At 33.8% G+C, this 23,023-nt stretch carries 28 protein-coding genes; 11 read left to right on the top strand and 17 right to left on the bottom strand.

What is annotated here, in order from left to right; genetic code table 11:
* Positions 1 to 35: 35 nt before the first annotated feature.
* The 5 genes from ABZC13_RS11855 to ABZC13_RS11835 all read right to left on the bottom strand — a co-directional run bounded on the left by ABZC13_RS11855 (position 36) and on the right by ABZC13_RS11835 (position 6,660).
* Entirely contained in the window at positions 36 to 1,481 is a 1,446-nt protein-coding gene (locus tag ABZC13_RS11855; RefSeq protein WP_373004046.1) for a replicative DNA helicase, read from the bottom strand.
* Positions 1,481 to 2,542, bottom strand: a complete 1,062-nt coding sequence (gene ispG, locus ABZC13_RS11850) for a flavodoxin-dependent (E)-4-hydroxy-3-methylbut-2-enyl-diphosphate synthase (protein ID WP_373004043.1) — start codon at positions 2,540 to 2,542, stop codon at positions 1,481 to 1,483. The genes ABZC13_RS11855 and ispG overlap by 1 nt, the downstream gene beginning before the upstream one ends.
* A gap of 49 nt (positions 2,543 to 2,591) precedes the next feature.
* A complete protein-coding gene (locus ABZC13_RS11845) occupies positions 2,592 to 3,356 on the bottom strand; it encodes a GGDEF domain-containing protein (RefSeq protein ID WP_373004041.1) in 765 nt (254 codons plus the stop codon).
* Between the two features lie 97 nt (positions 3,357 to 3,453).
* Positions 3,454 to 5,454, bottom strand: coding sequence for a TonB-dependent receptor (locus tag ABZC13_RS11840; RefSeq protein ID WP_373004038.1), 2,001 nt, complete (start codon positions 5,452 to 5,454; stop codon positions 3,454 to 3,456).
* A 207-nt stretch (positions 5,455 to 5,661) separates the two neighbouring features.
* Entirely contained in the window at positions 5,662 to 6,660 is a 999-nt protein-coding gene (locus tag ABZC13_RS11835; RefSeq protein ID WP_373004035.1) for an agmatine deiminase family protein, read from the bottom strand.
* Between the two features lie 76 nt (positions 6,661 to 6,736).
* On the opposite strand from ABZC13_RS11835, the gene ABZC13_RS11830 reads away from it, so the two are divergent.
* Both ABZC13_RS11830 and ABZC13_RS11825 read left to right on the top strand, forming a co-directional pair.
* Positions 6,737 to 7,801, top strand: coding sequence for a PAS domain S-box protein (locus ABZC13_RS11830; protein WP_373004032.1), 1,065 nt, complete (start codon positions 6,737 to 6,739; stop codon positions 7,799 to 7,801).
* Positions 7,802 to 7,819: 18 nt separating this feature from the next.
* A complete protein-coding gene (locus ABZC13_RS11825) occupies positions 7,820 to 8,821 on the top strand; it encodes an alanine racemase (protein ID WP_373004029.1) in 1,002 nt (333 codons plus the stop codon).
* Here the strand turns inward: ABZC13_RS11825 and ABZC13_RS11820 are convergent.
* The 6 genes from ABZC13_RS11820 to ABZC13_RS11795 form a co-directional block, all read right to left on the bottom strand.
* Positions 8,818 to 9,171: a cytochrome c gene (locus ABZC13_RS11820; RefSeq protein ID WP_373004026.1), complete on the bottom strand. Its 354-nt coding sequence runs from the start codon at positions 9,169 to 9,171 to the stop codon at positions 8,818 to 8,820. The two genes, ABZC13_RS11825 and ABZC13_RS11820, sit on opposite strands and share 4 nt — an antisense overlap.
* Before the next feature lie 73 nt (positions 9,172 to 9,244).
* The gene (locus tag ABZC13_RS11815) at positions 9,245 to 9,766 is read right to left on the bottom strand and encodes a C40 family peptidase (RefSeq protein WP_373004023.1); all 522 of its coding nucleotides are present in this window, start codon (positions 9,764 to 9,766) and stop codon (positions 9,245 to 9,247) included.
* A 12-nt stretch (positions 9,767 to 9,778) separates the two neighbouring features.
* Complete coding sequence (locus ABZC13_RS11810; RefSeq protein ID WP_373004020.1) at positions 9,779 to 10,171, bottom strand: hypothetical protein; 393 nt, start codon at positions 10,169 to 10,171, stop codon at positions 9,779 to 9,781.
* The gene (locus ABZC13_RS11805) at positions 10,171 to 10,410 is read right to left on the bottom strand and encodes a PP0621 family protein (RefSeq protein WP_373004017.1); all 240 of its coding nucleotides are present in this window, start codon (positions 10,408 to 10,410) and stop codon (positions 10,171 to 10,173) included. The genes ABZC13_RS11810 and ABZC13_RS11805 overlap by 1 nt, the downstream gene beginning before the upstream one ends.
* Entirely contained in the window at positions 10,410 to 10,988 is a 579-nt protein-coding gene (rsmG, locus tag ABZC13_RS11800; protein WP_373004014.1) for a 16S rRNA (guanine(527)-N(7))-methyltransferase RsmG, read from the bottom strand. The genes ABZC13_RS11805 and rsmG overlap by 1 nt, the downstream gene beginning before the upstream one ends.
* A 33-nt stretch (positions 10,989 to 11,021) precedes the next feature.
* The gene (locus ABZC13_RS11795; protein WP_373004011.1) at positions 11,022 to 11,585 is read right to left on the bottom strand and encodes a PAS domain-containing protein; all 564 of its coding nucleotides are present in this window, start codon (positions 11,583 to 11,585) and stop codon (positions 11,022 to 11,024) included.
* Between the two features lie 92 nt (positions 11,586 to 11,677).
* Here ABZC13_RS11795 and ABZC13_RS11790 point away from each other — a divergent pair, with 92 nt between their 5' ends.
* The 3 genes from ABZC13_RS11790 to ABZC13_RS11780 are packed head-to-tail and all read left to right on the top strand — an operon-like array spanning position 11,678 to position 12,950.
* Entirely contained in the window at positions 11,678 to 12,121 is a 444-nt protein-coding gene (locus ABZC13_RS11790; protein ID WP_373004008.1) for a CZB domain-containing protein, read from the top strand.
* A 38-nt stretch (positions 12,122 to 12,159) separates the two neighbouring features.
* Positions 12,160 to 12,429, top strand: a complete 270-nt coding sequence (locus ABZC13_RS11785; RefSeq protein ID WP_373004005.1) for a hypothetical protein — start codon at positions 12,160 to 12,162, stop codon at positions 12,427 to 12,429.
* Complete coding sequence (locus tag ABZC13_RS11780) at positions 12,426 to 12,950, top strand: exonuclease domain-containing protein (RefSeq protein ID WP_373004001.1); 525 nt, start codon at positions 12,426 to 12,428, stop codon at positions 12,948 to 12,950. Before ABZC13_RS11785 ends, ABZC13_RS11780 begins: the two co-directional genes overlap by 4 nt.
* On the opposite strand, the gene ribA is transcribed toward ABZC13_RS11780, so the two are convergent.
* Positions 12,942 to 13,505, bottom strand: coding sequence for a GTP cyclohydrolase II (gene ribA / locus ABZC13_RS11775; protein ID WP_373003998.1), 564 nt, complete (start codon positions 13,503 to 13,505; stop codon positions 12,942 to 12,944). The two genes, ABZC13_RS11780 and ribA, sit on opposite strands and share 9 nt — an antisense overlap.
* Before the next feature lie 72 nt (positions 13,506 to 13,577).
* On the opposite strand from ribA, the gene hemB reads away from it, so the two are divergent.
* The 3 genes from hemB to ABZC13_RS11760 all read left to right on the top strand — a co-directional run bounded on the left by hemB (position 13,578) and on the right by ABZC13_RS11760 (position 16,845).
* A complete protein-coding gene (gene hemB / locus ABZC13_RS11770) occupies positions 13,578 to 14,549 on the top strand; it encodes a porphobilinogen synthase (RefSeq protein ID WP_373003995.1) in 972 nt (323 codons plus the stop codon).
* Positions 14,550 to 14,592: 43 nt separating this feature from the next.
* Positions 14,593 to 15,513 (top strand): ornithine carbamoyltransferase, encoded by a 921-nt coding sequence (gene argF / locus ABZC13_RS11765; protein ID WP_373003992.1) that lies wholly within the window; start codon positions 14,593 to 14,595, stop codon positions 15,511 to 15,513.
* Positions 15,514 to 15,654: 141 nt separating this feature from the next.
* The gene (locus tag ABZC13_RS11760) at positions 15,655 to 16,845 is read left to right on the top strand and encodes a multiheme c-type cytochrome (RefSeq protein WP_373003989.1); all 1,191 of its coding nucleotides are present in this window, start codon (positions 15,655 to 15,657) and stop codon (positions 16,843 to 16,845) included.
* A 12-nt stretch (positions 16,846 to 16,857) separates the two neighbouring features.
* On the opposite strand, the gene ABZC13_RS11755 is transcribed toward ABZC13_RS11760, so the two are convergent.
* Positions 16,858 to 17,712 carry a nitrate- and nitrite sensing domain-containing protein gene (locus tag ABZC13_RS11755; RefSeq protein ID WP_373003986.1) on the bottom strand — a complete coding sequence of 285 codons (855 nt, stop codon included), beginning with the start codon at positions 17,710 to 17,712 and terminating at the stop codon, positions 16,858 to 16,860.
* A gap of 83 nt (positions 17,713 to 17,795) precedes the next feature.
* Positions 17,796 to 18,761, bottom strand: a complete 966-nt coding sequence (trpS, locus tag ABZC13_RS11750) for a tryptophan--tRNA ligase (protein WP_373003983.1) — start codon at positions 18,759 to 18,761, stop codon at positions 17,796 to 17,798.
* Between the two features lie 111 nt (positions 18,762 to 18,872).
* Here trpS and hpf point away from each other — a divergent pair, with 111 nt between their 5' ends.
* From hpf to ABZC13_RS11735, 3 genes are all read left to right on the top strand, one after another.
* Positions 18,873 to 19,202: a ribosome hibernation-promoting factor, HPF/YfiA family gene (hpf, locus tag ABZC13_RS11745; protein ID WP_373003980.1), complete on the top strand. Its 330-nt coding sequence runs from the start codon at positions 18,873 to 18,875 to the stop codon at positions 19,200 to 19,202.
* Between the two features lie 76 nt (positions 19,203 to 19,278).
* Entirely contained in the window at positions 19,279 to 19,878 is a 600-nt protein-coding gene (locus tag ABZC13_RS11740; protein ID WP_373003977.1) for a hypothetical protein, read from the top strand.
* Positions 19,879 to 19,889: 11 nt separating this feature from the next.
* Positions 19,890 to 20,420: a CopD family protein gene (locus tag ABZC13_RS11735; protein ID WP_373003974.1), complete on the top strand. Its 531-nt coding sequence runs from the start codon at positions 19,890 to 19,892 to the stop codon at positions 20,418 to 20,420.
* A gap of 16 nt (positions 20,421 to 20,436) precedes the next feature.
* Here the strand turns inward: ABZC13_RS11735 and der are convergent, their stop codons facing one another.
* The 3 genes from der to ABZC13_RS11720 form a co-directional block, all read right to left on the bottom strand.
* Complete coding sequence (der, locus tag ABZC13_RS11730) at positions 20,437 to 21,933, bottom strand: ribosome biogenesis GTPase Der (protein ID WP_373003971.1); 1,497 nt, start codon at positions 21,931 to 21,933, stop codon at positions 20,437 to 20,439.
* A gap of 108 nt (positions 21,934 to 22,041) precedes the next feature.
* A complete protein-coding gene (locus ABZC13_RS11725) occupies positions 22,042 to 22,443 on the bottom strand; it encodes a hypothetical protein (protein WP_373003969.1) in 402 nt (133 codons plus the stop codon).
* Entirely contained in the window at positions 22,443 to 23,021 is a 579-nt protein-coding gene (locus ABZC13_RS11720; protein ID WP_373003966.1) for an LPP20 family lipoprotein, read from the bottom strand. Before ABZC13_RS11720 ends, ABZC13_RS11725 begins: the two co-directional genes overlap by 1 nt.
* Positions 23,022 to 23,023 lie beyond the last annotated feature (2 nt).

The following is a 23,023-nucleotide window of genomic DNA, read 5'->3' as shown; positions in this document are numbered from 1 at the left end:
TTTTTGTTAAAAAGTTCGACTCTCTCTAAAGCCATTTAGAGGGTCGGCATCGCAATTGAAGACTCACCCATATCTATGTTTGCAGACCTGGTATCAATGTGCTCATAAGTTGTCTCAATAGCTTTTGGCTGTGCATCTATAAAACGAGTAAGCTTTTTCTGAAAAACGAGTTTAACATGTCCGGTAGGACCATTTCTCTGTTTACCGATAATAATTTCAGCATCTTCTTCTTCTTTTTCAATATATTCTGATATAAATTCTTTACCTTCAGCTTTTGCAGCTTTTTCTCTCTCTTTTTCTTCTTTGTAAAGATATACATCATCACGATACACAAAAAGAATAATATCTGCATCTTGCTCAATTGAACCAGACTCACGGATATCGCTTAGCATAGGTCGTTTATCATTTCTAGATTCTAGTCCACGGTTTAACTGAGAAAGAGCTACAACTGGCATCTCAAGCTCACGCGCAAGCATCTTAAGACCACGAGAAATCTCCGAGACTTGTATGTGTCTATCTTGATTACCGATACCCTGCATAATTTGAAGGTAGTCTATGACAGCTATCTCAATTTCTGGATGCTGGTTCTTTAGTTTTCTGAGTTTTGAGCGAAGTTGATTAATGTTTATGCTACCTTGATCATCCACAAAAAGTTTAGCCGAGTTCATTTTGTCTATTGCACCATTAAGAGAACTCCACTGATCATCATTCATATCTCCAACACGAAGTTTTTGAAGTGGTATTGAAGTCTGAACAGAAAGAAGTCTAAGCATCAGCTGTTCTGCCGGCATCTCCAGTGAGAAGAAGGCTACACCTTTTCCTTGCATGATAAGAGAATTTACCGTGTTTAAAATAAAAGAAGTTTTCCCCATTGCAGGACGAGCAGCGATAATAACCAAGTCTCCTTTACCAAAACCAGTAGTCATCTTGTTAAGTTCATGAAAACCTGTATCTACACCAACAAGGACACTGTTTCCACGAGCTTTCATCTCTTTGATATACTCCATAGTGTCAAATGTCATTTGCGGAGAGTCTTTGAAGTCGCTTGTTTGATTGTCTTGAGTTATCTCATATAGTTTTTTTTCTACTATATCTATAACTTCAGCAGATGGTAGCTCCTCTTCAACTGTAACTCTTTTTATCTCTGTTGTTAAGGTTAAAAGATGTCTCTTTAGTGATTTATCTTTTATTTCATCAACATAGGCTTTTGTATTTGATATAGGATTTGCAGATAGGATCTCTATCATTACCTGTTCATCAAATTTCTTTATCTTGATAAGCTCTTTTTTTATAAACTCTTCATCAATTGGTTGATCCTTTTGAAGAAGAGTTGTCATTGCTGAATAAATATCTTGATGAGCCGGAAGATAGAAATCATCTTTTTTTAGTGCAGTGCTAAGCTCATCAAATTGTTGAGGTTCAAATACGATTGAACTTAAAATTGAACGTTCAAAAGCGAGGTTGTATAGATTGTCTTGCATTATTTTGATTCCTCTGCCATTTTTTCTACTTCACTTACAAACTTATCGACAAGTTCGTCTTCGTTTAGGTTAGCAATAACTTCGCCTTTAACCATTACAAGACCTTTTCCTTTCCCGTATGCTATTGCTACATCAGCGTGAGCTGCTTCACCGATAGCATTTACGACACATCCCATAACCGATACATTAAGCGGTGTTTTTATATGTGCTGTTCTTTTTTCTATCTCAGCAACTGCAGAAACAAGATCTGCTTCGATGCGTCCACATGTAGGGCAAGAGATGATGTTAAGTCCATCTGGCATCGCACCGCTGTCTTTTAAAATAGCTCGCGCAACATTTATCTCTTCTTCTAATTCACCTGTAATAGATACACGCATAGTATCACCAATACCGTCAAGTAAAAGTGCACCAAGACCAATAGAGCTTTTTACAGTAGCGTGAAAAAGTGTTCCGGCTTCTGTAACTCCAAGGTGAAATGGGTAAGAGTTTTTAGGACGTAACATTCTGTACGCATCTACAGTTCTTTGTACATCACTTGCTTTTAGAGAAATCTTGATGTCTGTAAAGCCTAAATCTTCGAGGTATTTTATATTGTACTCAGCAGATGCAACCATACCTTGGGCAGTTTGACCGTACTTATTTAAAAACTCTTTTTCCAGCGAACCTGCATTTACGCCGATACGGATAGGAATATTACGAGCCTGACAAGCTTTTACTACCTCTGCAACTTTTTCTTTTGAGCCAATATTTCCCGGATTGATACGAATACAGTCAACGACTTCAGCAGCTATAAGTGCTAATTTATGGTTAAAGTGAATGTCTGCTACAAGAGGTAGTTCAATCTGCTCTTTAATAGATTTAAGCGCTAATGCATCTTCCATATCTGGAACAGCACAACGGACTATATCGCAACCTGCAAAATGAAGTCTTTTTATTTGCTCAACTGTTGTTGCAACATCGGAAGTTCTAGAATATGTCATAGATTGCGTAGATATTGGGGCATCACCACCAACTGCTACATTACCTACAAAAATCTGTTTAGTTTTTACTCTGTTTATCATGAAGAGATTTTATCTTCTTTGGCATAAAAGGGTGCTTTAGAAATTTAGTTTATATTTCTACTTTGTTTATAGCGCTATTTTTTGCTTTTAGAAGATCTGCATCTGCCATATCTATTAGTGTTTGTAAAGTGCTGTCACCAAAGTTTTGTATTTGTGCACATCCAATACTTACAGACATTTTAATATCATCATCATTTATATGAATAACTTGTTCAACTTCTGTTTTTATCTTTTGAGCCAACTTTTGAGCAGTGTTTAAATCGAGCATAGGAAAAATTAAAAGAAATCTAGCCCCTTTATATCTGCCAAATATATCTGTACTTCTAATATTATTGTGAATAGCTCTTGTTAATTCAATAAGAACTATATCACCTATTTTTTGTCCATATTTTTTATTGACTTCTTTAAGCTGATCATATTCTATGAATAGAGCTGATATTGGTGATTTTGTTCTTTTTGAGATAGCAAATTCATAGTTTGCTAACTCCAATGTATGTCGTTGATTATATATTTTTGTAAGTTCGTCATACTGAACATGATATGATGGCTTTTGATCAGCTTGTTTTAGTCTGTTTGTAAGAGTAATAAGTTTATATGAGAGTATAGGTGTTGCTATAGTCGGCACTATTAAAGACAAAATTACGCCAATGTTATAGTAACTTATAGACTCTGATCCAGCTAGCATATCTACAATGGCCATTATAAACATTACAAGAATAAATGAAGCTATGATGCTGAAAAATGTAAGTATAAAAACTGCAGCTAAAGTATTTGTATGGATAAAACTATTATATATATTTGTGATTGCTTTCATTGTGATATTCTATTTAAATTGTCTTTTGTTTTTACTTTATGAGAGGGAATTATTAACAAGAATCTACAAAGTGTAGAGACTTGTTATATATTGGATATTAGAATTTGAAGTTTAGATTTGTGTAAACGTATCTTCCAGGTTCGTTCATTAACATAATGTCTGACGAACCACCTGCTGTAATAAGAATTAAGTCCGCATATGTATTGTTCATTGCATATGTTTCATCAAACAAGTTATTTACACCAAGAGTAAAGTTGAAGTTTTTGTTAACTGCATGTTTTACTTTGAGGTTGAGAATAGTCCAAGCATCTAACACTTGCTCACCATTGTCTGAGTCTATTGTATCCCATTTATCAGAAGCTTGCACCTCTACTGTGGCCATTGAACCATTCATATACTCATAGTTTACAGCTACGTTTCCTCTAAGCGGTGCCATATCTGATAAATCTGTATCAGTTTGTCCTGTTAGAGCTTTGTCTTTTTCACCTTTTTTATAAGAAGCACCCATATCAACTGTTATATCATCTGTAGCATAAACAGAAGCAGTCAATTCGGCACCATAAACAGTAGCATCTATGTTTTCAAAGTTGTTAGAGGCAGCACCTTTATGATAGTAGATATAATCACTTAGCATTGAGTAAAAACCTTTGATTTTTACTTTAAAAGTATTATTGTCTGCTTCATATCCTAAATCAACTTCTCTATTTGTAGTTTGATTTAAATTAGGTGTACCAGACCATGAACCATTTGAACTTCTAAAGTATAGCTCTCTTGCATCCGGAACACGAGAAGCTTGACCAAAACCTAAAAATACTTTATTTTCTTTATTTAGATTATATGAAGTCATAAGGTTAGCACCAAAAGATGTATAATCGTTTGACTGCTCTGTAGCGTGTGTAATTTTTGTAGAATCATATCTTGCACCAAGACTAAATCCAAAAGCTCCATATTTTTTATCTAGTTTTGCAAAAATTGCAGCATTTTTTGTATCAGCATCATCTAAACTTTTTGAATTTCCTGCTGCTAGAGGTAAACCAGTAGTTGTATTGTAGTAGTTACCGTCCCAAGTTCTTTTGCTTCCATCAAGACCAACTAGAAGTTTAAAATTATTAATATCAAAATTATTTTTTAGCTTCAACCCTTGCATAGTTGTCTTGAGATGATTTGTATTATTTTGCGCTACTACATTTGATGACATTCTATATTTTGTAGCCATTGGATGGTCAACATCAGAGTAATAATATTTTAGGTTGATGTTTTTATATACTTCACTGATGTTTTTGATATTATATTCTACTGCATAGATATTAGAATCATCATATAAAGCATCCATTTTAGAATTACCGTAAAGAACATCATCACTCTTATTTTTTGTAACACTCAAACGCAACTCTTGGTCATCTGTTACATTTACAAATAGCTTAGCCATAATACTTTTCTTCTTGTATGCTGGCATTTCTTTATATTCAGGTTTAAACTTTGTTCCAGCAGCTGCAGGATTAGTAACAACATATTTGTCTATTTGTTCTGCTATTGTGTCTCCGTTGCCATCTTTGTATTGATCACTTGATTCACTAGAGCCACTTACTAATGCACGAACTCTGTCATTTCCACCACTAACGGTTACACCGATTTTAGTATAGTTCCAGCTTCCATAACCAAAGTCAACTGACCCATGAAGATCTTTTGTAGGCTTCTTAGTCTTGATTCTAACACCACCACTAAGTGTTCCCATGTTCTCAACATCATAAGGACCTTCGATTACTTCTATCTCATCGATTTGACTAGTGATGATATGAGAGATTGGAGGATCCATTCTGTTTACACATGCCCCTTGTACCTTCGTGCCATCAACATCAACAGAGATATTATCCCTTTTTTGTCCACGGATATATATGTCATTTGCTATACCGCTACGACGGTTCATATCTATACTAGGTACACTTGTACTTAGTGCTTGAGCCAAGTCTGCTGATACTTGAGCGTTTTGACTTACTTCTGTAATTACAGTTGATTCCACACTGATCGGAGCTAGTTCAACTTCACTTGAGTATAGTGTAGCGATAGCAATTAGTGATAGAGGAATAATCTTATTCATATAACTTCCCTTAAATATTAAAATTACTTTATCATATATAAAGAGTGTTAGGAAAGTGTTAATTTGTTCATAAAAAGCTGATAGAATTTCATCATGAGTAAAATAGAGAAAATAAAAAGAGTAGTTTTAATAGCACTTGGTTTTGGGTTAGCAACCTATTTAATAATGAGTGGAATGGCTATGTTGGACCAAGAGGATAAAGCCTCTTTAGTTGATGCTAATTCCACTGGCAAAGTTCATAGTGACACAGTGAAGTGATCCGTGTTGCTTTATAAGAGCAGAACAGTCAACTCCAATGATATCTCTGTCTGAAAATGTAGTTCTAAAGATATCTAGGGCTTCTTCATCCTGCTTAACTCCATAAGTCGGAACTATAACAGCTCCATTTACAAAAAGAAAGTTTGCGTAAGTCGCAGGCAGCCTCTCTCCTTCAAAATATACAGCATCTGTCATAGGAAGAGGGATTAGTCTAAAGCTTTCATCAGATGCTATTGCTTGGAGTTCTTCTTCCATAAGTTTTAGCTCTTTGTAATGCTCGTCATTTTTATCTTTACACTTAACATACATAATACTTTTTTCATCTACAAATCTGGCAAGAGTGTCTATATGAGAATCAGTATCATCACCTGCTAAGTAGCCATGCTCTAGGTATAAAATCTTAGTCGATCCAAAAAACGCATTTAATTTTTGTGTGATTTTAATCGAGTCAAATTCAGGGTTTCGATTTTTATTTAGCATACATGCAGAGGTAGTTAAGATGATACCATTTCCATTACTCTCAACTGCACCGCCTTCTAGAACAAAGTCTATAGATTCAAGTTTCGCATTGTAATGCTTGGAGAGACTAGTGCTCATTAAGTTGTCTTTTGAAGATTCAAACTTTGAACCCCAGGCATTAAAAGTAAAGTCTAGTAGTTTGATTTCATCCTTCTCTGATACACAAAGAGCAGAACAATCTCTAGCCCAAGTGTCATTTGTTTCATACTCTACAAATAATAGGTTTTCATTTTCTTCAAAATGTTTTTTTACAGCTTCTACTCTCTCACAAACAACTAGACACTTTTGATACTTTATAATCACATTGATAATATTTATAAAGCATTTTTGTGCTTCTTCTAGATAGTCAACCCAATCGCTCTTTGCGTGAGGAAATATAATCTGTGTAAAACTCTGTTTTTCAAATTCTGCAATAAATCTTTTTTTCATAAGCGTATTATAACTATAAACTTTGATATAATCTTCTTAATATATTTTAAAATTCATTTTTTTAGGAGTTGTAAGTATGGAACCTAAAGATCTACTCTTTGATGTGGTTAATACTCTATCATCACCTATTATCTTACTTGATACTAAAGATACTGAGTACACAATAATTTATGTAAATGAAGAGATGCAGAGGCTGTTAGAAAATGAAGCGGCTCAAGAAATACAAGAAGATGAAGAGCCTAAAGAATTAAGTCTTACGAATGATTTTCTGAACCTATTAAGCTCATATAAAAATGAATCAAACTCTGATAACTTTACACTTTACGATGTAGAAGTATTTGGCAAGATATATAACATTAACTTCAGCAAAAACTCAAATCACCTTTTTATAACTTTCATTGAGATCAGTATCGAAAGGCTTTTTGAAAATATTACTTTCCATAATCTTAGTGGAGCATGTAGTGCTATAGTTGTAGTCTTAGATGCCCAGGGAAAACTAATAGATATGAATGATTGCTTTTTAAACTCTGTAGGTATGACAAAAGATGAGGCATACGAAAAGCCTTTTTTTGAGACTTTTATTCCAGGTGATATGGAATTATTAAATCACTACTTAGAAGAGTTGATGACTAATGAATCTCCACATCAGCAATTTGTTACGCCAATGAAAGGTATAGACGATGAGGTCTTTAGAATCAATTGGCAGGTATCAAAAGTTGTAAAACAAGATCAAAACTTTATTATTGCGGTGGGAAGTGATATAAGTAAGTTTGTCGAACAAAACAGCAACCTCAAAAAGCAGATTCAGAGTATAAAAGTCGGGTTTGACTATTTTCCATTTGCCATAGGATATATGAATGTAAAAGGGGAGTTTATAAAGATGAACTCAAGTTTCTTAAAAATGTTTCGTATTAAAGATGAAGGAAAAAAAATAAGCTTTGATCAAATACCTTTGTTTAAAAAAAGTATAGGGTTTATTAAAATGCAGGAACACATAAAGCTCATTAAAGAGATGAGTTATAAAGTTGATCATATTGTTCGTGGTGAAACTGTAAAACTCAAGATAAATATCAAAATGTTGAGTGGTAAACAAGAGACTTCAAAGTTTTATATTGTAGTTGCTCAAAAAGTTACAATCTAGTAAGGTATAATTGCATTTATGGCTTATATAACTCTAAATAAAAATAATTTTTTTAACAACCTAGATAAAATCACACAAAAGACTAAGACTAAAGATAAAATCGCAATAGTCCTAAAAGATAATGCTTATGGACATGGGCTAAGAGAGATGGCTTCTCTTGCAAAAGAGTATGGTGTCACAAAAGCTGTAGTACGAAATGATGATGAAGCTTTAACAATAGAAGAATTTTTTAAATATATTTTAGTGCTTGGTGATATCCCAGAGAAACCAAGTTCTAAAATAAGGTATACAATCAATGACATTAATAGCATTGATAAATTTCAAAAAGATACATTAGTAGAGTTAAAAGTTGATACAGGTATGCATCGCAATGGTATCTCAATGAGCGAACTTCATGATTCGTTTATTAAAATCAGAGAGGCAGGACTTATTTTAGAGGGAGTATTTACTCATCATAGATCTGCGGATGAACTCACGAGCGAGTGGTTTTGGCAAAATGACAACTTTAAAAAAGTAAAAAAAGAAGCAAAATATTTAGCACAAGAGTTTGGATTCGATCCACTTAGGTTTCACTCTGCAAACTCGGCTTCACTATTTAGAACAGATTCTTTTGATGAAGATATGGCAAGAGTAGGCATCGCTTCTTACGGCTGTTTAGAAGGTTTTGAAGAACTCTCGCCTGTGCTTTCTTTGTATGCTGATAAGATTTCATCAAGAGAAATTAAACAGGGTGAAAGAGTTGGATATGGCGGTACTTTTAAGGCACAAAAAAACTGTATAGTGTCTAACTATAACTTTGGTTACGGAGATGGATTTTTGAGAAATTCTTCTAACGACTTTGTTACTTCAAATGGAGTAAAGCAGGTTGGTAGGATCTCTATGGACAATAGTTCATTTCTAAGTGATGAAGATAATCTTTTAGTTTTCAATAATGCTATAGATGCAGCAAAGTCAGCTGGAACCATAAGTTATGAAATTTTAACATCCTTAAAGGACTCTCTAAAAAGAGAGATTATTTAGTTTTTCTCTTCTATCTTTGAAATATAGTCAGCAAGCACTCTTATGTCATCGCTTGATAGATCAACGATTATACCTTTCATTAAATAGCCAAATCTATGTCTGTCTCTCTTGCCCTTTTGATATAGAGTAAGTGCTTCAATCAAATCTTTTTTGCTATAGTGAGCAATGATATCTGATTTTGTTAAAGCAGCTATTTCAGCTTTCATACCGTGACATCTTTGGCACCTTTGAAATATGGCTTTTGCTTTCTCGTTTTCGACTTTTGTATTTGGTATATCCTTGAGAACTTTTGTCTTATTCTCGCATCCACTTAAGATAAATATAGAGATTAATATTAGAAGTAAACGCATAACTTTTCTCCACTAACTTAGTTTATAAGAAAAGGTATCATATTATTTATAAATATAAATTAATATAATATAATTAGGGCAGGATTCTTCTACTCTGCCAGTATCTACTTTTCCAATATGGATTACTCAAGCTCGAGATGCTGACGCCATTTTTTTTTGAAGTGTGCATAAATTTATCTTCTTCAATAATTATACCCGCATGTCTTGTATTAAAGCCGGTTTTGAAAAAAACAAGGTCACCTTCTTTGGTAGAATTTTTACTAATTAGATAACCTTTTTTGACTTGATCTTTCGTAGTCCTAGGAAGTGAAATACTAAAAGCATCTCTGTAAACTATCTGTATTAGTGATGAACAATCAAGTCCATTTGTATTTATCCCACCAAGTTTATGCGGAGTTTTATACCATTTTTTATATTCATGATATAGAGCTGTTGTTATCCAATTTTGTTTTTTAGGTTTATATGAAGGGGTTGCTTTTGGTTTAGAGCTTGTATTTTTATTTTGTTCTTGAGATTTTGAGTGTTGCTTATAATGTTTAGTTGAGCATCCGCTAAAGAGAAGAATGAGAGAGATAATAAGAGTTAATCGCATCATCTCTTATACGCTTTAAGAGTTGATCTTTATAATAGCATTCGAGAAAATAACACCATCAACACCAAGTATCGCCAGCTCTTCAATCTCAGTTTCTTCGGTGATATGAATAAGAATCTTAGCATCAAAAAGATAGTTGTTTGCTATGTTCTGAGCTGTTTTAGCAAGCTCTTTTGGTACAACAATAAATGAAGCACCAAGTGATGAAGCGTAAATAATCTCAGTAATATTAACAGCCCCAAGTGCCAATATAACGCTGTTTGAAGTAGCATGGCTGATTATTTCTAAATTTTCTTCGCTAAAATCTAGGTAAATTGTCCCATTTGATGGAGTGTTTTGTATAGCATCTATGTTTGGTACGTGATAGAAGCTATCACTCTCTATAAATCTATGTCCATATATATACATTATGACTTCTTTAAACACTCTTGCGAGCAGTAGTATTTATTATTACTTAGGATTGTATCATCTATTTCACAGTAGATGCCACACTCTGCACACTCTATCATGTCATTGCTTTGTACTTCTTCTTTGCTTTTCATCTGGGTAGAATCTTTTTTATGTTGTCTAACTGCAGGTCTTTTCTTTATAAATATAAAGTAGACAGCTACAATAAGTACGATAACTACAATCCATTGTGGTGACATTAATCTTCTCCTATTAGTAAATAGTGTCTATTTTTAGTTTTAATAATTTTGTGTTTCATACTATTATCGACTTCATCATAAACTCTCTCGCCTTTGTAAAAAAGTAGTTTTGAGTTTTCATCACGGAAGTTTTTGCTTAAGTTTAGTAGCATCTGTGTATCTGTAACCGCTCTTGAAGTTATAATGTCAAATATTTCATCTTCCATTTCTTCTACGCGTTTTTTTACAACTCTAACATTAACAAGACCTAAGTCAGCTTTTATAAACTGTAAAAAACTGGCTCTTTTTGTCAGAGGTTCTACTAATGTTACTTTTGTATCAGGAAGAGCAAGTGCCAAGATCATACCTGGAAAACCTGCACCTGTGCCTATATCCAAAAGAGTATCAGCTTTGGGTAAGAAGCTAACAGGGAAAACGGCATCATATATAAATTCATCGATTGATTTCTCATCTTTTGCACCAGTCATATTATGGATTTTATTCCATTTAAAGAGATGCTCTTTGTATTTTTGAATATTATAAAAAAAGTCGTCTGGCAATGTAATATTGTCTTGAGAGAGTGTAGCTTTTAAGTCCACTAAAATATCCTTTTAAAAGGATATTTTATCATATTATAAGAACATCTTTTTCATAGCTGCGAAAAAGACTTTAAATAGACCGCTATTTCCAACTAAATCGTTCACAAAATCATCATAAGTAGTATTGTTTTTTTCTAAAAATTCACGAAGATAGCTTTCACTCGCTTCCATACCACCTTCTTGCTCAAGCTCTAAAAGTTTTGCATAGATAGGAATCATAGTGTTAATAGCTTTTTGAGGAGCAGCTTTTCTAAAAGCAGTGTGTGATATTATCTCATTTGTTATTGGATCTACTTTTGGCTCAAAATCTGTTACAACCCAGTAATAACTTCCATCTTTAGCTAGGTTTTTAACTACAGCCATGAAATTTTTACCTTGTTTTATTCTGTCCCACATGAGTTTAAATGCAATACGAGGCATATCAGGATGTCTTACTATTGAATGTGGTTTACCGATAAGCTCAGCTTCTGAGTAACCTGATATCTCGACAAAGTAGTCATTCCCGTACTCTATAATCCCTTTTGCATCTGTTTTAGAGACTATATATCTTTTTGTACTAAGTTTTATTTCATTGTTTTTAGGCTCAGGATGTGTCACTTGAATATCCTTAAAAAATTATTAAAACAATTATATACTTATTTTATTAATTTTATGTAATAATGTGATAAATTTAATCAGAGCATTAATAAATGGATAAAACAAAAACACTGGAATCAATTCAAAATGCAAGAAGGGCTCATGAAGCTCAGATGACTAAAATCAAGGCTGCAATAGATGGTGAAAAAGTAGATAATCCGACTGCGGTTGCAAAGACTAAATGTGCCTTTGGTATGTGGTTATACGATGATGAAAATCATCTGCGAGATATTTTAGGCTCACTTTTTTATGACAATATGGAAGTATTGCATTCCAAATGGCATAATGAATATTTTAGACTATTTGAGATATTTTTTAAAGAGCAAAAAAAAGGGTTTTTCTCAAAAATACTTGGATCTGCTAAGGTAAGTGAAATGGAATTAGACAGGGCAAAACTTTATTACTCTGAACTTGAAACGACAACACAAGAACTTTTAAAGGCTTTGGGCTCTTCCGAGAGAAGAATAGGTGCTTTACCTGAGTCTAAATTCTATTAGACATGATAATTTAAATACAATATTGATATGATGTCAATATGAAAATGATATCACTTACATTACTTTTACTTTTTTTAGCGATAGATTCAGAAGCTGATAAAAACTGGATAAAAATAAATCCGCAAGAGCAAACAAAAACTTTAAAATCAGACACAAAAGCAGATTTGAATCTATCCCAAATTCAACCTATAAACAGAATACTAAGAAATGCTACTCTAATTAAACAGCTCATAGATAATAAAAGAAAAGAAAAGCCAACTGCTAATGATAAAAATTGGTTTGTACTTAATACTAAGGATAGTAAGTGATAATCTTGGACTTTGAAACTAACTCTGCAAATATACATGATGTTATTGAGGTAGCTGCTTTTCGTGTCGAGCTTATAGATAATGAATATAAAATCATTGATACTTTTCATCGTTACTACTTATCAGAATATGAAGTAAACCCGCATGCACTAGCTGTACATAAACTCTCTCCTGATAGACTTGAGAAATTAAGAAAAGATGTAGATTATGAAGAGTACTTTGAAGATGACTCAGACTTTAAAGAGTTTTGTAAAAATGCTAAAACTTTAGTTGCTCATAACATCTCATTTGAACTTCGGCATCTTGGAGATTTACTATCTTTTGAAAATCACTTTTGTACAATGAAAGAGAATAAAAAAATTGTTAAAGCTACTAATGTTAGAGGTAATCTAAAAAATCCAAAACTTATTGAGACTTGTGCTTATTATAATATTGAGTTTGATGATGAACAGTATCATAGTGCTATATATGATGTGACTAAGACTTTGGAGATACTAAATAAGATGCAATCGCTAAATTAAGTGACCCATCTCATCTTTTTTTATGTTTAAATAATCTTCATTATGCTTATTTGAGTCCATTATTATAGGAACTCTCTCTACAATTTCTATGTCGTTTATAGAGTTTATTTTATCAGGGTTATTAGTCAGTAGTTTTATCTTTTTGATGCCAAAGTGATGAAGTATCTTAGTGACAACTTCATAAGTTCTTTCATCAGCTCTAAAACCTAGTTGATGGTTTGCCTCTATTGTGTTAAGACCTTTATCTTGAAGAGCATAAGCATTTATCTTATTTAATAAGCCTATGTTACGACCCTCTTGTCTTAAATAGATAACCATGCCTTCATTTTTACTAGCCAGACTTAGCGCATACTCAAGTTGATCCCTACAATCACACTTTAAACTACCTATTGCATCTCCGGTTAAACACTCTGAATGAACACGTACTGTTGGTACTTCAGGTAAGTTTTCTGTGTATATAACCAGATGTTCTTTTTGGCCCTCTTTAAAGGCTTTTACTTTGAAGTCTCCAAACCTTGATGGTAACGAAGCTACCTCTGAAATCTTTATATTCAATTAATGTACCCTAATTTAAACTTTAAAACGATAAAATAAATTTTTCAAAATTATAGCTAAAAAAGGTTTATTATGTTTCAAAGATTTCGTAGAACTCGTTTAAACAAGCATCTTCGTTCATTGGTAAGAGAAACAAGTGTTACTACAGATGATTTTATTTATCCACTTTTTGTTCGTTCTGGTGAGGGTATAAAAACAGAAGTTGCTTCTATGCCAGGTGTGTTTCAAATGAGTTTAGATGAAATTTTAAAAGAGTGTGTAGAGCTTAAAAAGCTTGGACTTTACTCAATTATCCTTTTTGGAATTCCAGATGTCAAAGACTCTATTGGTTCAGATTCTCTATGTGAACATGGAATAATTGCATCTGCAGTTCGCGCTGTAAAAAAACAGCATCCGGATATGTTTGTTGTGACTGACTTATGTTTTTGTGAGTATACTGATCATGGACACTGTGGAATTATTGATGAAGTAAATGAGACAGTAAACAATGACGCTACTCTAGAGATTTCTGCACAGCAAGCTATAATTCATGCAAAAGCCGGTGCAGATATGATTGCACCCTCTGGTATGATGGATGGAATCATTGAGACACTAAGAGATGCACTAGACGAAGGTGGATATGAGAATATTCCTATTATGAGTTATTCTACTAAGTTTGCATCTGGATACTATGGACCTTTCCGTGATGTGGCAGAGTCAACACCAAGCTTTGGTGATCGTGCTTCATATCAGATGGATCCGGCAAACAGAAGAGAAGCTATAAGCGAGTCTATATCTGATGAGATGCAGGGTGCTGATATCTTAATGGTAAAACCTGCTCTTGCTTACTTAGACATTGTTCGTGAGATTAAAGATAATACATCGCTTCCAATGGCAGTTTACAACGTGAGCGGCGAATATGCAATGTTAAAGCTTGCCGGAAAGCATGATTTGATTGATTATGACAGAGTTGTAATGGAGACTATGATTAGTTTCAAAAGAGCGGGAGCGGATATTATTATCTCTTATCACGCTAAAGAAGTTGCAAAGATGTTATTAAAGTAAATTACTATAGAATAACAGCTTATTTAAAAAGTTTGGGGAAATTTTGAGACATTTTTTAACACTAAAAGACTTTACAAAAGAAGAGATATTAGAGATCATAGAAGTTGGTCTTGATATCAAAAAAAATCTAAAATCTAAAATATACAAAAAAGAGCTTGAGAACCAGACTCTTGGTATGATTTTTGAGAAAAGTTCTACTAGAACAAGAGTAAGTTTTGAAACAGGAATGTTTCAGCTAGGCGGTCATGCCCTATTTTTATCAAACCGCGATATTCACCTAGGTCGCGGTGAACCTGTAAAAGACACAGCAAGAGTTATATCTAGTATGTGTAATATGGTAATGATAAGAACGTTCGAACACTCTATGATAGAAGAGTTCGCTTCTTACTCTAAAGTACCTGTAATAAACGGCTTAACAGATTCGTATCACCCCGTACAACTATTAGCTGACTACATGACTTTAGTAGAACACAGTGCAAATGAAAATATCGTATGTGCATATATCGGTGATGGAAATAACATGACTCATTCATGGATGATGCTTGCAGCTAAACTTGGATTTGAGCTTCGTATTGCCACTCCAAAAGGTTATGAAGTTGATGAACAGATCTTAAAAGAGTCACTTTTGCTAGCTAAAGAGAGTGGAGCTGTAATCAAGACTATGAATGATCCAAATGAAGCTGCAAAAGGTGCAACTGTTATTACTACAGACACATGGACTTCAATGGGTCAAGAAGAAGAAAAAGAAGAAAGGATCAAAATTTTCAAAGGCTTTATGGTTGATGAAAAGATGATGCTTCTTGCCGCAAAAGACGCTAAATTCCTGCATTGTTTACCTGCATATAGAGGACTTGAAGTAAGTGAAGCAGTTTTTGAGAAGTATTCAGAGATTATTTTTGATGAAGCGGAAAATAGACTGCACGCCCAAAAGGGATTGATGGTTTGGTTAGACAAACAAAGGTAAGCGACCTCCTCACATAAAATTAAGATTTTGTCATAATAATGTCACTCTCAGCTTCTTTCTGTTAGAATTTTGTCATATTTACAAGACATACTATAGAGTAGAAATGCTTTAATTAAAGTATGCTCAATAGGAAGAAACAAAATGAAAGTTGTTTTAATTATTGTTGCTATAGTAACAGCATTATATGCCGCAAAAGTAGTAGAAGTCTCCAAAGAATATCAAACCTCACAAAAATGTAAATCTTGTCATTTGCAAATTGTAAAAGATTGGGAACAATCTTGGCACTCCAAAAGTCATTACTTAAAAGATGAGTACTTTAGAGCTACATCAGAATATGTTGCAAGAAAAACAAGAAAAAGTTTAAACAGTGTCAAAGTAGAGTGTGCTACATGTCATAATCCAAGAATTTCTGTAACGAGCACAGGTTTTGATTATGAAGTGAAAGTTTTGATGAAGTTAGATAAAGATTCAGAAGTAAACAAAGCAACTCAAAACAGCGCTATAAGTGAAGGTATAAACTGTGTAGTTTGTCATAATATAGATAAGATACATGATGATAGAGATAGCTCTCATAGAGGTATGAATCGTGTTTCTTGGACAAAGTCTGGAACTATGGTAGGACCATTTAGTGATTCAAAGTCACCATATCATAAAACTGAACATCGTGACTTTATGGATGAAAAATCTGATCAATTATGTTTTGTATGTCATGCTAATGACAAGTCTGTAGAAGGACTAGTATTTACAGATATGCAAAGCGAGTATAAAAAAAGTGAAAAGGGCTGCGTAGATTGCCATATGGGACCAAAAGTCTCAGGAGTAGCTGCAACTCTTAGACTAGATAACGGAAAATCTAAAAAAAGAGATATCAGAGCACACACATTCTCCGGTGGGCATGTTCAAAGCCTCTGGAAAGATGCACTAGGTCTTAGTATGTGGCAAAAAGATAGTGATATTATTATTGTCATTAAAAATCCACAACCTCATAATATTCCTAGTGGTTTTGGCTCAAGAGAGTTAATTATAGACGTTTCATATAAAAATGCTAATAAAGAGATAGATAGTAAATCTATTTCTTTGACTAGATATTATAAAAGAAAAAGAGGAAAAGCTTCTATCCCTCATTTAGCAATAGAAGCTTCTGAAGATATGAGCATTCCGGCTCTTGGAAAAAGAATATTAAAAGTTAAAAACGTAGCCGGTGCCAGTAGTGTGAATGTGAAAGTTTATTATCGTTTAGTAAATGATGAAGTCAGATCAATTTTAAATCTTAAAGAGGCTATTTGGTCTAAAAAAAGTTTAATAACATCTACAAATTTAAAACTTAAATAAAGAGGATGGTCTTTATAGCCATCCTTTTGAGTCATCAAGTATAACTTTATTGTTGATATTATAAACATCAATAAGAAGAGTAATCAGGTCAGTTCCCATATTAAAATACTCATCGGTATCAAAAGAAATTTCTTTTTTATCTAGAACTTCACTGTTTGTTAGAGATATATAATTTTTACTAGATTTTTCTATAGAACTTAGTTTAGCATCTAGGTCTGAATCAAAGCTTTCCTTGTTATTTGAAGCTATAATCCTAATATCTGTAATAAGCTGAGAAGTAAGAGACTGTATTTCATGAATAATAGCTAGCAACTGAGCTTTTTGAGTGCTTGTTATCTTACCTTTAGCAATAATACCAGAACCCATCCCTCTCATCTGTCCAACATTTTCAGATAGTGGTAAGATAACCTCCATCATTACAGTAGATAATCTTTTTCCAAGAGGATTTAATTCTTTAGAACCGTGCTTACTGACTGTTTGTGCAAGCATCAATGTTTGTTCAATAAGTTCTGTATATTGCTCAAACACAATAGCAGGATCTTTTTTAAAAGCTTTACGGTTTAGTTTGATTAGAGATTCACTGATGTTAGTAGCTCTGTTGTTAATTATAGGGTCAGATGCCAAAGGTAATGATTCCATTGTCCCAATAGCTTTTTTCATTTCTTTTCTATTTCCATATACTAATAACATAGAAGTAGTATTACCATTTAAGTAGTTATTTGTAAGACCTCGAGTTTTTTGCGTTGCAATAATGAGGTCTTTAAGTGCACCGATATATTTTGAGTTGTCTGCTTGATTAGAATTACTGAATAGTGATTTAGCATTTAGGCTAAAAATTAACGCGGCTATTAAAAGAAAAATACGCATTACTGTCCCCCTGAAATTTTCGTCTAATCATTATAACGACATTTCAGGGAATTTTTCTTGTCTTGGGACAAGTAATAAAGTTGTTAGTAACTGATTCCGGTTACGCTTCTTATTTTTTCTATCATTGGCATTGCAACTTCTCTAGCCTTGAGCGCTCCCATATTTAAAATCTCTCTAACTTCATCTTGGTTATTTTCGTAGTATTCACGTTTTTCTCTAAACTCCCTAAAATACTCCCACATTACCTCACCAAGGTAGATTTTAAAGTGACCATGACCTTCTCCACCTTTTTTATATCTATCCTGAAGAGCTATGAGGTTATCACCTTCTAAAAAGAGCTTAGCCATATTGTAAACATTACAGTTTTCAAACTCTTTTGGTTCTTCCATCGCAACATTTTGGGTAACAATTTTTTTAATTGTTTTCATCTGTTTTTTCTCTTCACCGAAAATGTTCACAATGTTTCCATAACTTTTAGACATTTTTTGTCCATCTATTCCTGGAACAGTTTGAACTTCTTCTTGAACACGAAATTCAGGTATAACTAAAATATCACCATATTGATTGTTAAATTTTGTAGCTATATCTCTAGCTATTTCAACATGTTGAATCTGATCTTTTCCAACCGGGATGATTTCTGAACCAAAAAGAAGGATGTCCGCTGCCATTAGAACAGGGTAAGAAAATAGTGAGTGATTAGTAGCTTGACCACGAGCCGTCTTGTCTTTGTAACTGTGAGCACGTTCCAGCAGTCCCATAGGAGTAAATGATGATAAAACCCAGTAGAGTTCTAAAACTTCTTTTACATCTGACTGAACCCAGAATGTTGATTTGTTCGGGTCGATTCCAAGTGCAAGAAAGTCAGTTGCACATTGCATAGTCAGTTCGCTTAATCTCTTACCGTCACTAACACTAGTCTGAGCGTGATAATTGGCAATAAAAGCAAATGTGTCACTATCTTGTTGAGCGTCGACCATCTGCTTTATAGAGCCAAAATAGTTTCCAATATGTAAATCTCCAGAGGGTTGTATGCCTGTAAATACTCTCATTGATTAAAATCCTAAATCTTTTTAAGTCGTATTATACCAATCTCAGCTTTATTCTGTTATTATTAAAGCATATATAGGGTGGCTAGAAGCTACTCACTTAAAGGATTTATTATGAACGTACAAATTCGTGCGAAAGACGTAACACTACACGATAACACTAGAGCTCACATTGAGTCTGCGATTGATGGATTTTCAAAATATACATTAGATATTACAACTGTAAATGTTAACGTTAAAGCTGAAAAAAAAGGTGTATCAATTGAATTTGATATTCATATCGCTCACTCTGAGCCTGTAATTATTAATCAAACAGATGATAACTTAGATACTGCAATAGATTTAGCAATTGAGAGAGCTTCTAAAGCACTTCGTCGTCTTCATACAAAAGTTGTTGATCACAAGAACACTTCTGTTAAAGATTTAGAAATTCTTGACGTATAGTCAAGTTTCTCCAATTAATGTACACCCAAATAAGGGTGTACAAAACTCTCCAACATACCTCTATTAGGAAATATTTTTGAAATACTTAGTTTTATTGTTCTTGTTTTTAAGTTTGAGCGCAGATGATAACTACTCACTTAGAATAGCACACGGTAAGGTTACAAACAGTGATTTTGGTGAAGTGATTTTTTTAAACGTCAAGTCATATCCTGAAGACTTGAAAGTAACCGCTGTTGATGCCGGTTATCTACTAAAAAAAGATGCTTTTGATCTTCCTTTGGATTTTTATGTAAAAGGCGGTTTATCCCATTTTGATGAAGCCGGTCTACAAAATGACATCTACGAGGCTGCTCTTTACATAAAAGTTTATTGGAATATAGATTTTTTAAGCAATCGTGTCAGACTTGGTTTTGGTGAAGGTCTTTCATACACAAGTGATATCTTGTACTGCGAAAAACAGGAAGCTATACAAAACAATGACAATAACTCTGAGTTTCTAAACTATATTGATCTGAGTTTAGATTTTGACATCGGTAGATTAGTCAGATATGAACCATTGAAAGAAACTTACCTTGGTTTTGCCGTAAAACACCGTTCAGGTATCTTTGGTTTGTTTAACAATGTTGAAAAGGGCGGCTCCAACTACTACGTACTCTCTTTAGAAAAAAACTTTTAGTAGGGACATAGATGAATATTATGGATTATTATTTATGGATCGTTGTATTCCATGTTATGGCAGTTATGTCATGGATGGCAATGCTCTTTTATCAACCAAGATTATATGTATATCACACAGAACATAAAAATAAACCTGACTTTGTAGAAGTTGTGAAAATTCAAGAATACAAAATGTACAAATATATAGGACTTCCTGCAATGTGGGCAACGGTAATCAGTGGACTTTGGATGCTATTTCTAAGACCGGAATTATTACAAGGTGATATATGGATGTATGCTAAAATTTTAGTAGTTATCGTACTAATGGCATATTCATTTTCTTTAGAGTACTATAGAGTTCAACTAGAACGTGAAGACTATTCTAAAAGCGGAAACTTTTTTAGAGCTTATAACGAAGTACCGACGGTATTGTCTTTGTTAATTGTAGGGTATGTAATTACTAAAACATTTTCTTTTGCTTTTACTTTCATAACTTTAGCAATTGGTACTTTTGTAATTTATAGAGTGATAAAACAAGTGCCTAAAGACATTAAAAAGTAGAAGGAACAAGTTCCTTCTACTTTTCCCCTCTCTTCTTAGCTTTAAACAATAATGGCGTTCCCGTAAAGTTAAATGCTTCTCTCATCTTATTTGCTAGGTAACGTCTATATGTAAAGTGAAGACCACTTGGTTTATTCATAACAATAGCTACTTTTGGCGGTCTTGTCTCATACTGAGTTGCATAGTAGATACGAATTACTTGTCCGCTGACACTTGGCAAAGTGTGACGACGAAGTGCAAGTTCAATAACTTCATTTATTTTTGAAGTAGGAATTCTTTGAGAGTAGTTTTCATTTATCTCTAAAATCATATCGTGAAGTTTATCAACTCTTAGGTGTGATTTTGCAGATAGAGTGATAATTGGTGCATAAGCTAAGAACTTAAATCTATCACGAATCTCTTTTATTATTTTGTCGTGTTCATCTCTTTTAGAGATATCCCACTTGTTTAAAACAATTATAGAAGCTAGTCTATTGCTGTCAACAAGTCCGGCAATTTTCTCATCTAAGTCTAAAAAAGGCTCACTTGCATCTAAAACGATTAAAGCCATATTAGAGTTATCAAGCATCTCTGTTGTTCTCATTAGAGCATACTTCTCAATGCCTAAAATTTTACCACGACGACGAAGACCTGCAGTATCTACGAATGTAATCTGCTTATCTTTATATTGAACCGTTTCATCAATAGGATCAATAGTTGTTCCTGCAACTGAGCTTACAACAGAACGTTCTTCTCCAAGAAGAGCATTTAGAAGTGAACTTTTTCCAACATTTGTACGACCAATAATCGCAATTTTAATGTGGTTAACGTCCTCTTCATCAAACTCTCTAATGCGGTCATTGTTTCCAAAGATAGTATCATCTTCAACAATCCCGTCCATTTCATCTTCATCCCAGTAAGTAAATCCGTCATCTTCTTCATCATCATTATGGCTATGATTCGCAAAAAAGTCTTCATCACTTATTTCTGGCTCTATAACTTGAATATCTTCTTCGTCTTCATCTTCTTCCTCTTTAACTATATCACTATCAGGAATTTTTGAAGCTATCCAATCAAGAAGTTCAACTGTATTTCTATTGTGTGCAACAGAGATTCCAAAGATGGCATCTGTACCAAACTCGTAGTAGTCCCAAAGTTTCTCTTTCATCTTATCGTTGTCTATTTTATTTACAACAAGAGCCATATCCTTGCCCATCGCCTGAAGTTCATAAAAAAGTTTTTTATCTTCATCTTCAGGTAGACCTTTTCCATCAACCATAAATAAAATTATGTCTGCTTTGTATGCAGCCTTTAAAGACATCTCTTTTATCTTGTCAAAAAGCTCGCATCCTTTATCTAACCCGCCAGTATCTAAAAGTTGCACTTCTTTATTAAGAATAATGGCAGTTTTACGTTTTACATCTCTGGTTGTTCCAGCTAAGTCAGATGTAATTGCATCTCGTTTTTTAACTAAACGATTAAAAAGAGAGCTTTTTCCAACATTAGGACGACCGATAATTGCGATTTTTTTCATGATGATAACCTTGTTATATATAGAGGTAGAAATATTTATGGAATTATATCTAATTTAGAGGAGATAAAAGATTGTATCGATAAATTCTCTCATGAAGAGAGAACTTTTTTAGTCCATTACCATCCATATAAAAAGCTCTCCGGAGATCTTATCTTCGTGAACAGCTTCTATATGAGCAGTGATAGTACCTTTAGTTTGGTAGTTAGCACCCACATTCATTTGTGTACTTCCACTACCGTTTTTATAACTCTCTTGCTTAGTCAAGCTCATTTCAACTTTTACACCACGTTGGAGCGAGAGTTCATCAAGAGCACGGGTAATAGCAAGCTTTCTTTGAGTAGATGTCTTTTGGTCGTAAGTTCTCATTGAACTACCAACAGCACCATTTTTTCCACTTTGATTTGGATTTAAAATCCAAGATGGAGTCGTACTAGTTTTTGGTGCAGGCTGTGAGTTGCAACCCGCAAAAATAAATAGCACCATTAATAAAGAGCTAAGTAACTTAATCATTAGTCAGTTGGGAACTCTTTATCTAAACTCTCAAGAGCATTTTTAGCTTGAAACTGTTGCCATAGAGCTTGGTCATTTTTGAAACTAGTTTTAACTGCAGCTTTAACTTCACCATTAACAGTAGCTTCTGGAACAGTAACTAACATGTAAAGAGAACCTGATGGAGCAGTCCATGCGTCAACACCTTTTGAACCTTGAAGATCAACTTTCGCGATTTGCTTAGAAACAGCGGTATTTACTTGATCTACAGTCTCACCCTCAGCAACACCAGTTGTACGAGTGAAAGTCTCAATCTTATCTTTTACTTGAGACTTGATTTGTTGAGCTAAGTCTGAACGACCGTTAGCTAAAGCGACTCTTCTCATATGACCCATACCAGCAGCACTTTTTTGAGCAATACCAACACCAGCATAAGCACCTTCAACCATAGGAACACAAGTCCATTTAGGAGCTAATACGTTCTCTTGCTTACAACGGTTATCAAACTCTTCTTTTGGCTCTGGTGCAGCGCCACCACATCCTGAAATTGTTGCAGCTACTAAACCTGCTAATGCTATTGACGATAAAGTTTTGATCATAT

This window comes from Sulfurimonas sp. (assembly GCF_041563035.1).
Lineage (GTDB): Bacteria > Campylobacterota > Campylobacteria > Campylobacterales > Sulfurimonadaceae > Sulfurimonas.
Note: the sequence above shows the minus strand (reverse complement) of the source record. Positions and strands in the feature narration are given on the sequence as shown.

What these genes read in the sequence shown, in the direction of transcription:
- ABZC13_RS11855 (WP_373004046.1), bottom strand. Translation starts at nt 1,481, where the DNA reads ATGCAAGACAATCTATACAACCTCGCTTTTGAACGTTCAATTTTAAGT.
- ispG (WP_373004043.1), bottom strand. Translation starts at nt 2,542, where the DNA reads ATGATAAACAGAGTAAAAACTAAACAGATTTTTGTAGGTAATGTAGCA.
- ABZC13_RS11845 (WP_373004041.1), bottom strand. Translation starts at nt 3,356, where the DNA reads ATGAAAGCAATCACAAATATATATAATAGTTTTATCCATACAAATACT.
- ABZC13_RS11840 (WP_373004038.1), bottom strand. Translation starts at nt 5,454, where the DNA reads ATGAATAAGATTATTCCTCTATCACTAATTGCTATCGCTACACTATAC.
- ABZC13_RS11835 (WP_373004035.1), bottom strand. Translation starts at nt 6,660, where the DNA reads ATGAAAAAAAGATTTATTGCAGAATTTGAAAAACAGAGTTTTACACAG.
- ABZC13_RS11830 (WP_373004032.1), top strand. Translation starts at nt 6,737, where the DNA reads ATGGAACCTAAAGATCTACTCTTTGATGTGGTTAATACTCTATCATCA.
- ABZC13_RS11825 (WP_373004029.1), top strand. Translation starts at nt 7,820, where the DNA reads ATGGCTTATATAACTCTAAATAAAAATAATTTTTTTAACAACCTAGAT.
- ABZC13_RS11820 (WP_373004026.1), bottom strand. Translation starts at nt 9,171, where the DNA reads ATGCGTTTACTTCTAATATTAATCTCTATATTTATCTTAAGTGGATGC.
- ABZC13_RS11815 (WP_373004023.1), bottom strand. Translation starts at nt 9,766, where the DNA reads ATGATGCGATTAACTCTTATTATCTCTCTCATTCTTCTCTTTAGCGGA.
- ABZC13_RS11810 (WP_373004020.1), bottom strand. Translation starts at nt 10,171, where the DNA reads ATGTATATATATGGACATAGATTTATAGAGAGTGATAGCTTCTATCAC.
- ABZC13_RS11805 (WP_373004017.1), bottom strand. Translation starts at nt 10,410, where the DNA reads ATGTCACCACAATGGATTGTAGTTATCGTACTTATTGTAGCTGTCTAC.
- ABZC13_RS11790 (WP_373004008.1), top strand. Translation starts at nt 11,678, where the DNA reads ATGGATAAAACAAAAACACTGGAATCAATTCAAAATGCAAGAAGGGCT.
- ABZC13_RS11785 (WP_373004005.1), top strand. Translation starts at nt 12,160, where the DNA reads ATGAAAATGATATCACTTACATTACTTTTACTTTTTTTAGCGATAGAT.
- hemB (WP_373003995.1), top strand. Translation starts at nt 13,578, where the DNA reads ATGTTTCAAAGATTTCGTAGAACTCGTTTAAACAAGCATCTTCGTTCA.
- ABZC13_RS11760 (WP_373003989.1), top strand. Translation starts at nt 15,655, where the DNA reads ATGAAAGTTGTTTTAATTATTGTTGCTATAGTAACAGCATTATATGCC.
- ABZC13_RS11755 (WP_373003986.1), bottom strand. Translation starts at nt 17,712, where the DNA reads ATGCGTATTTTTCTTTTAATAGCCGCGTTAATTTTTAGCCTAAATGCT.
- trpS (WP_373003983.1), bottom strand. Translation starts at nt 18,761, where the DNA reads ATGAGAGTATTTACAGGCATACAACCCTCTGGAGATTTACATATTGGA.
- hpf (WP_373003980.1), top strand. Translation starts at nt 18,873, where the DNA reads ATGAACGTACAAATTCGTGCGAAAGACGTAACACTACACGATAACACT.
- ABZC13_RS11735 (WP_373003974.1), top strand. Translation starts at nt 19,890, where the DNA reads ATGAATATTATGGATTATTATTTATGGATCGTTGTATTCCATGTTATG.
- der (WP_373003971.1), bottom strand. Translation starts at nt 21,933, where the DNA reads ATGAAAAAAATCGCAATTATCGGTCGTCCTAATGTTGGAAAAAGCTCT.
- ABZC13_RS11725 (WP_373003969.1), bottom strand. Translation starts at nt 22,443, where the DNA reads ATGATTAAGTTACTTAGCTCTTTATTAATGGTGCTATTTATTTTTGCG.
- ABZC13_RS11720 (WP_373003966.1), bottom strand. Translation starts at nt 23,021, where the DNA reads ATGATCAAAACTTTATCGTCAATAGCATTAGCAGGTTTAGTAGCTGCA.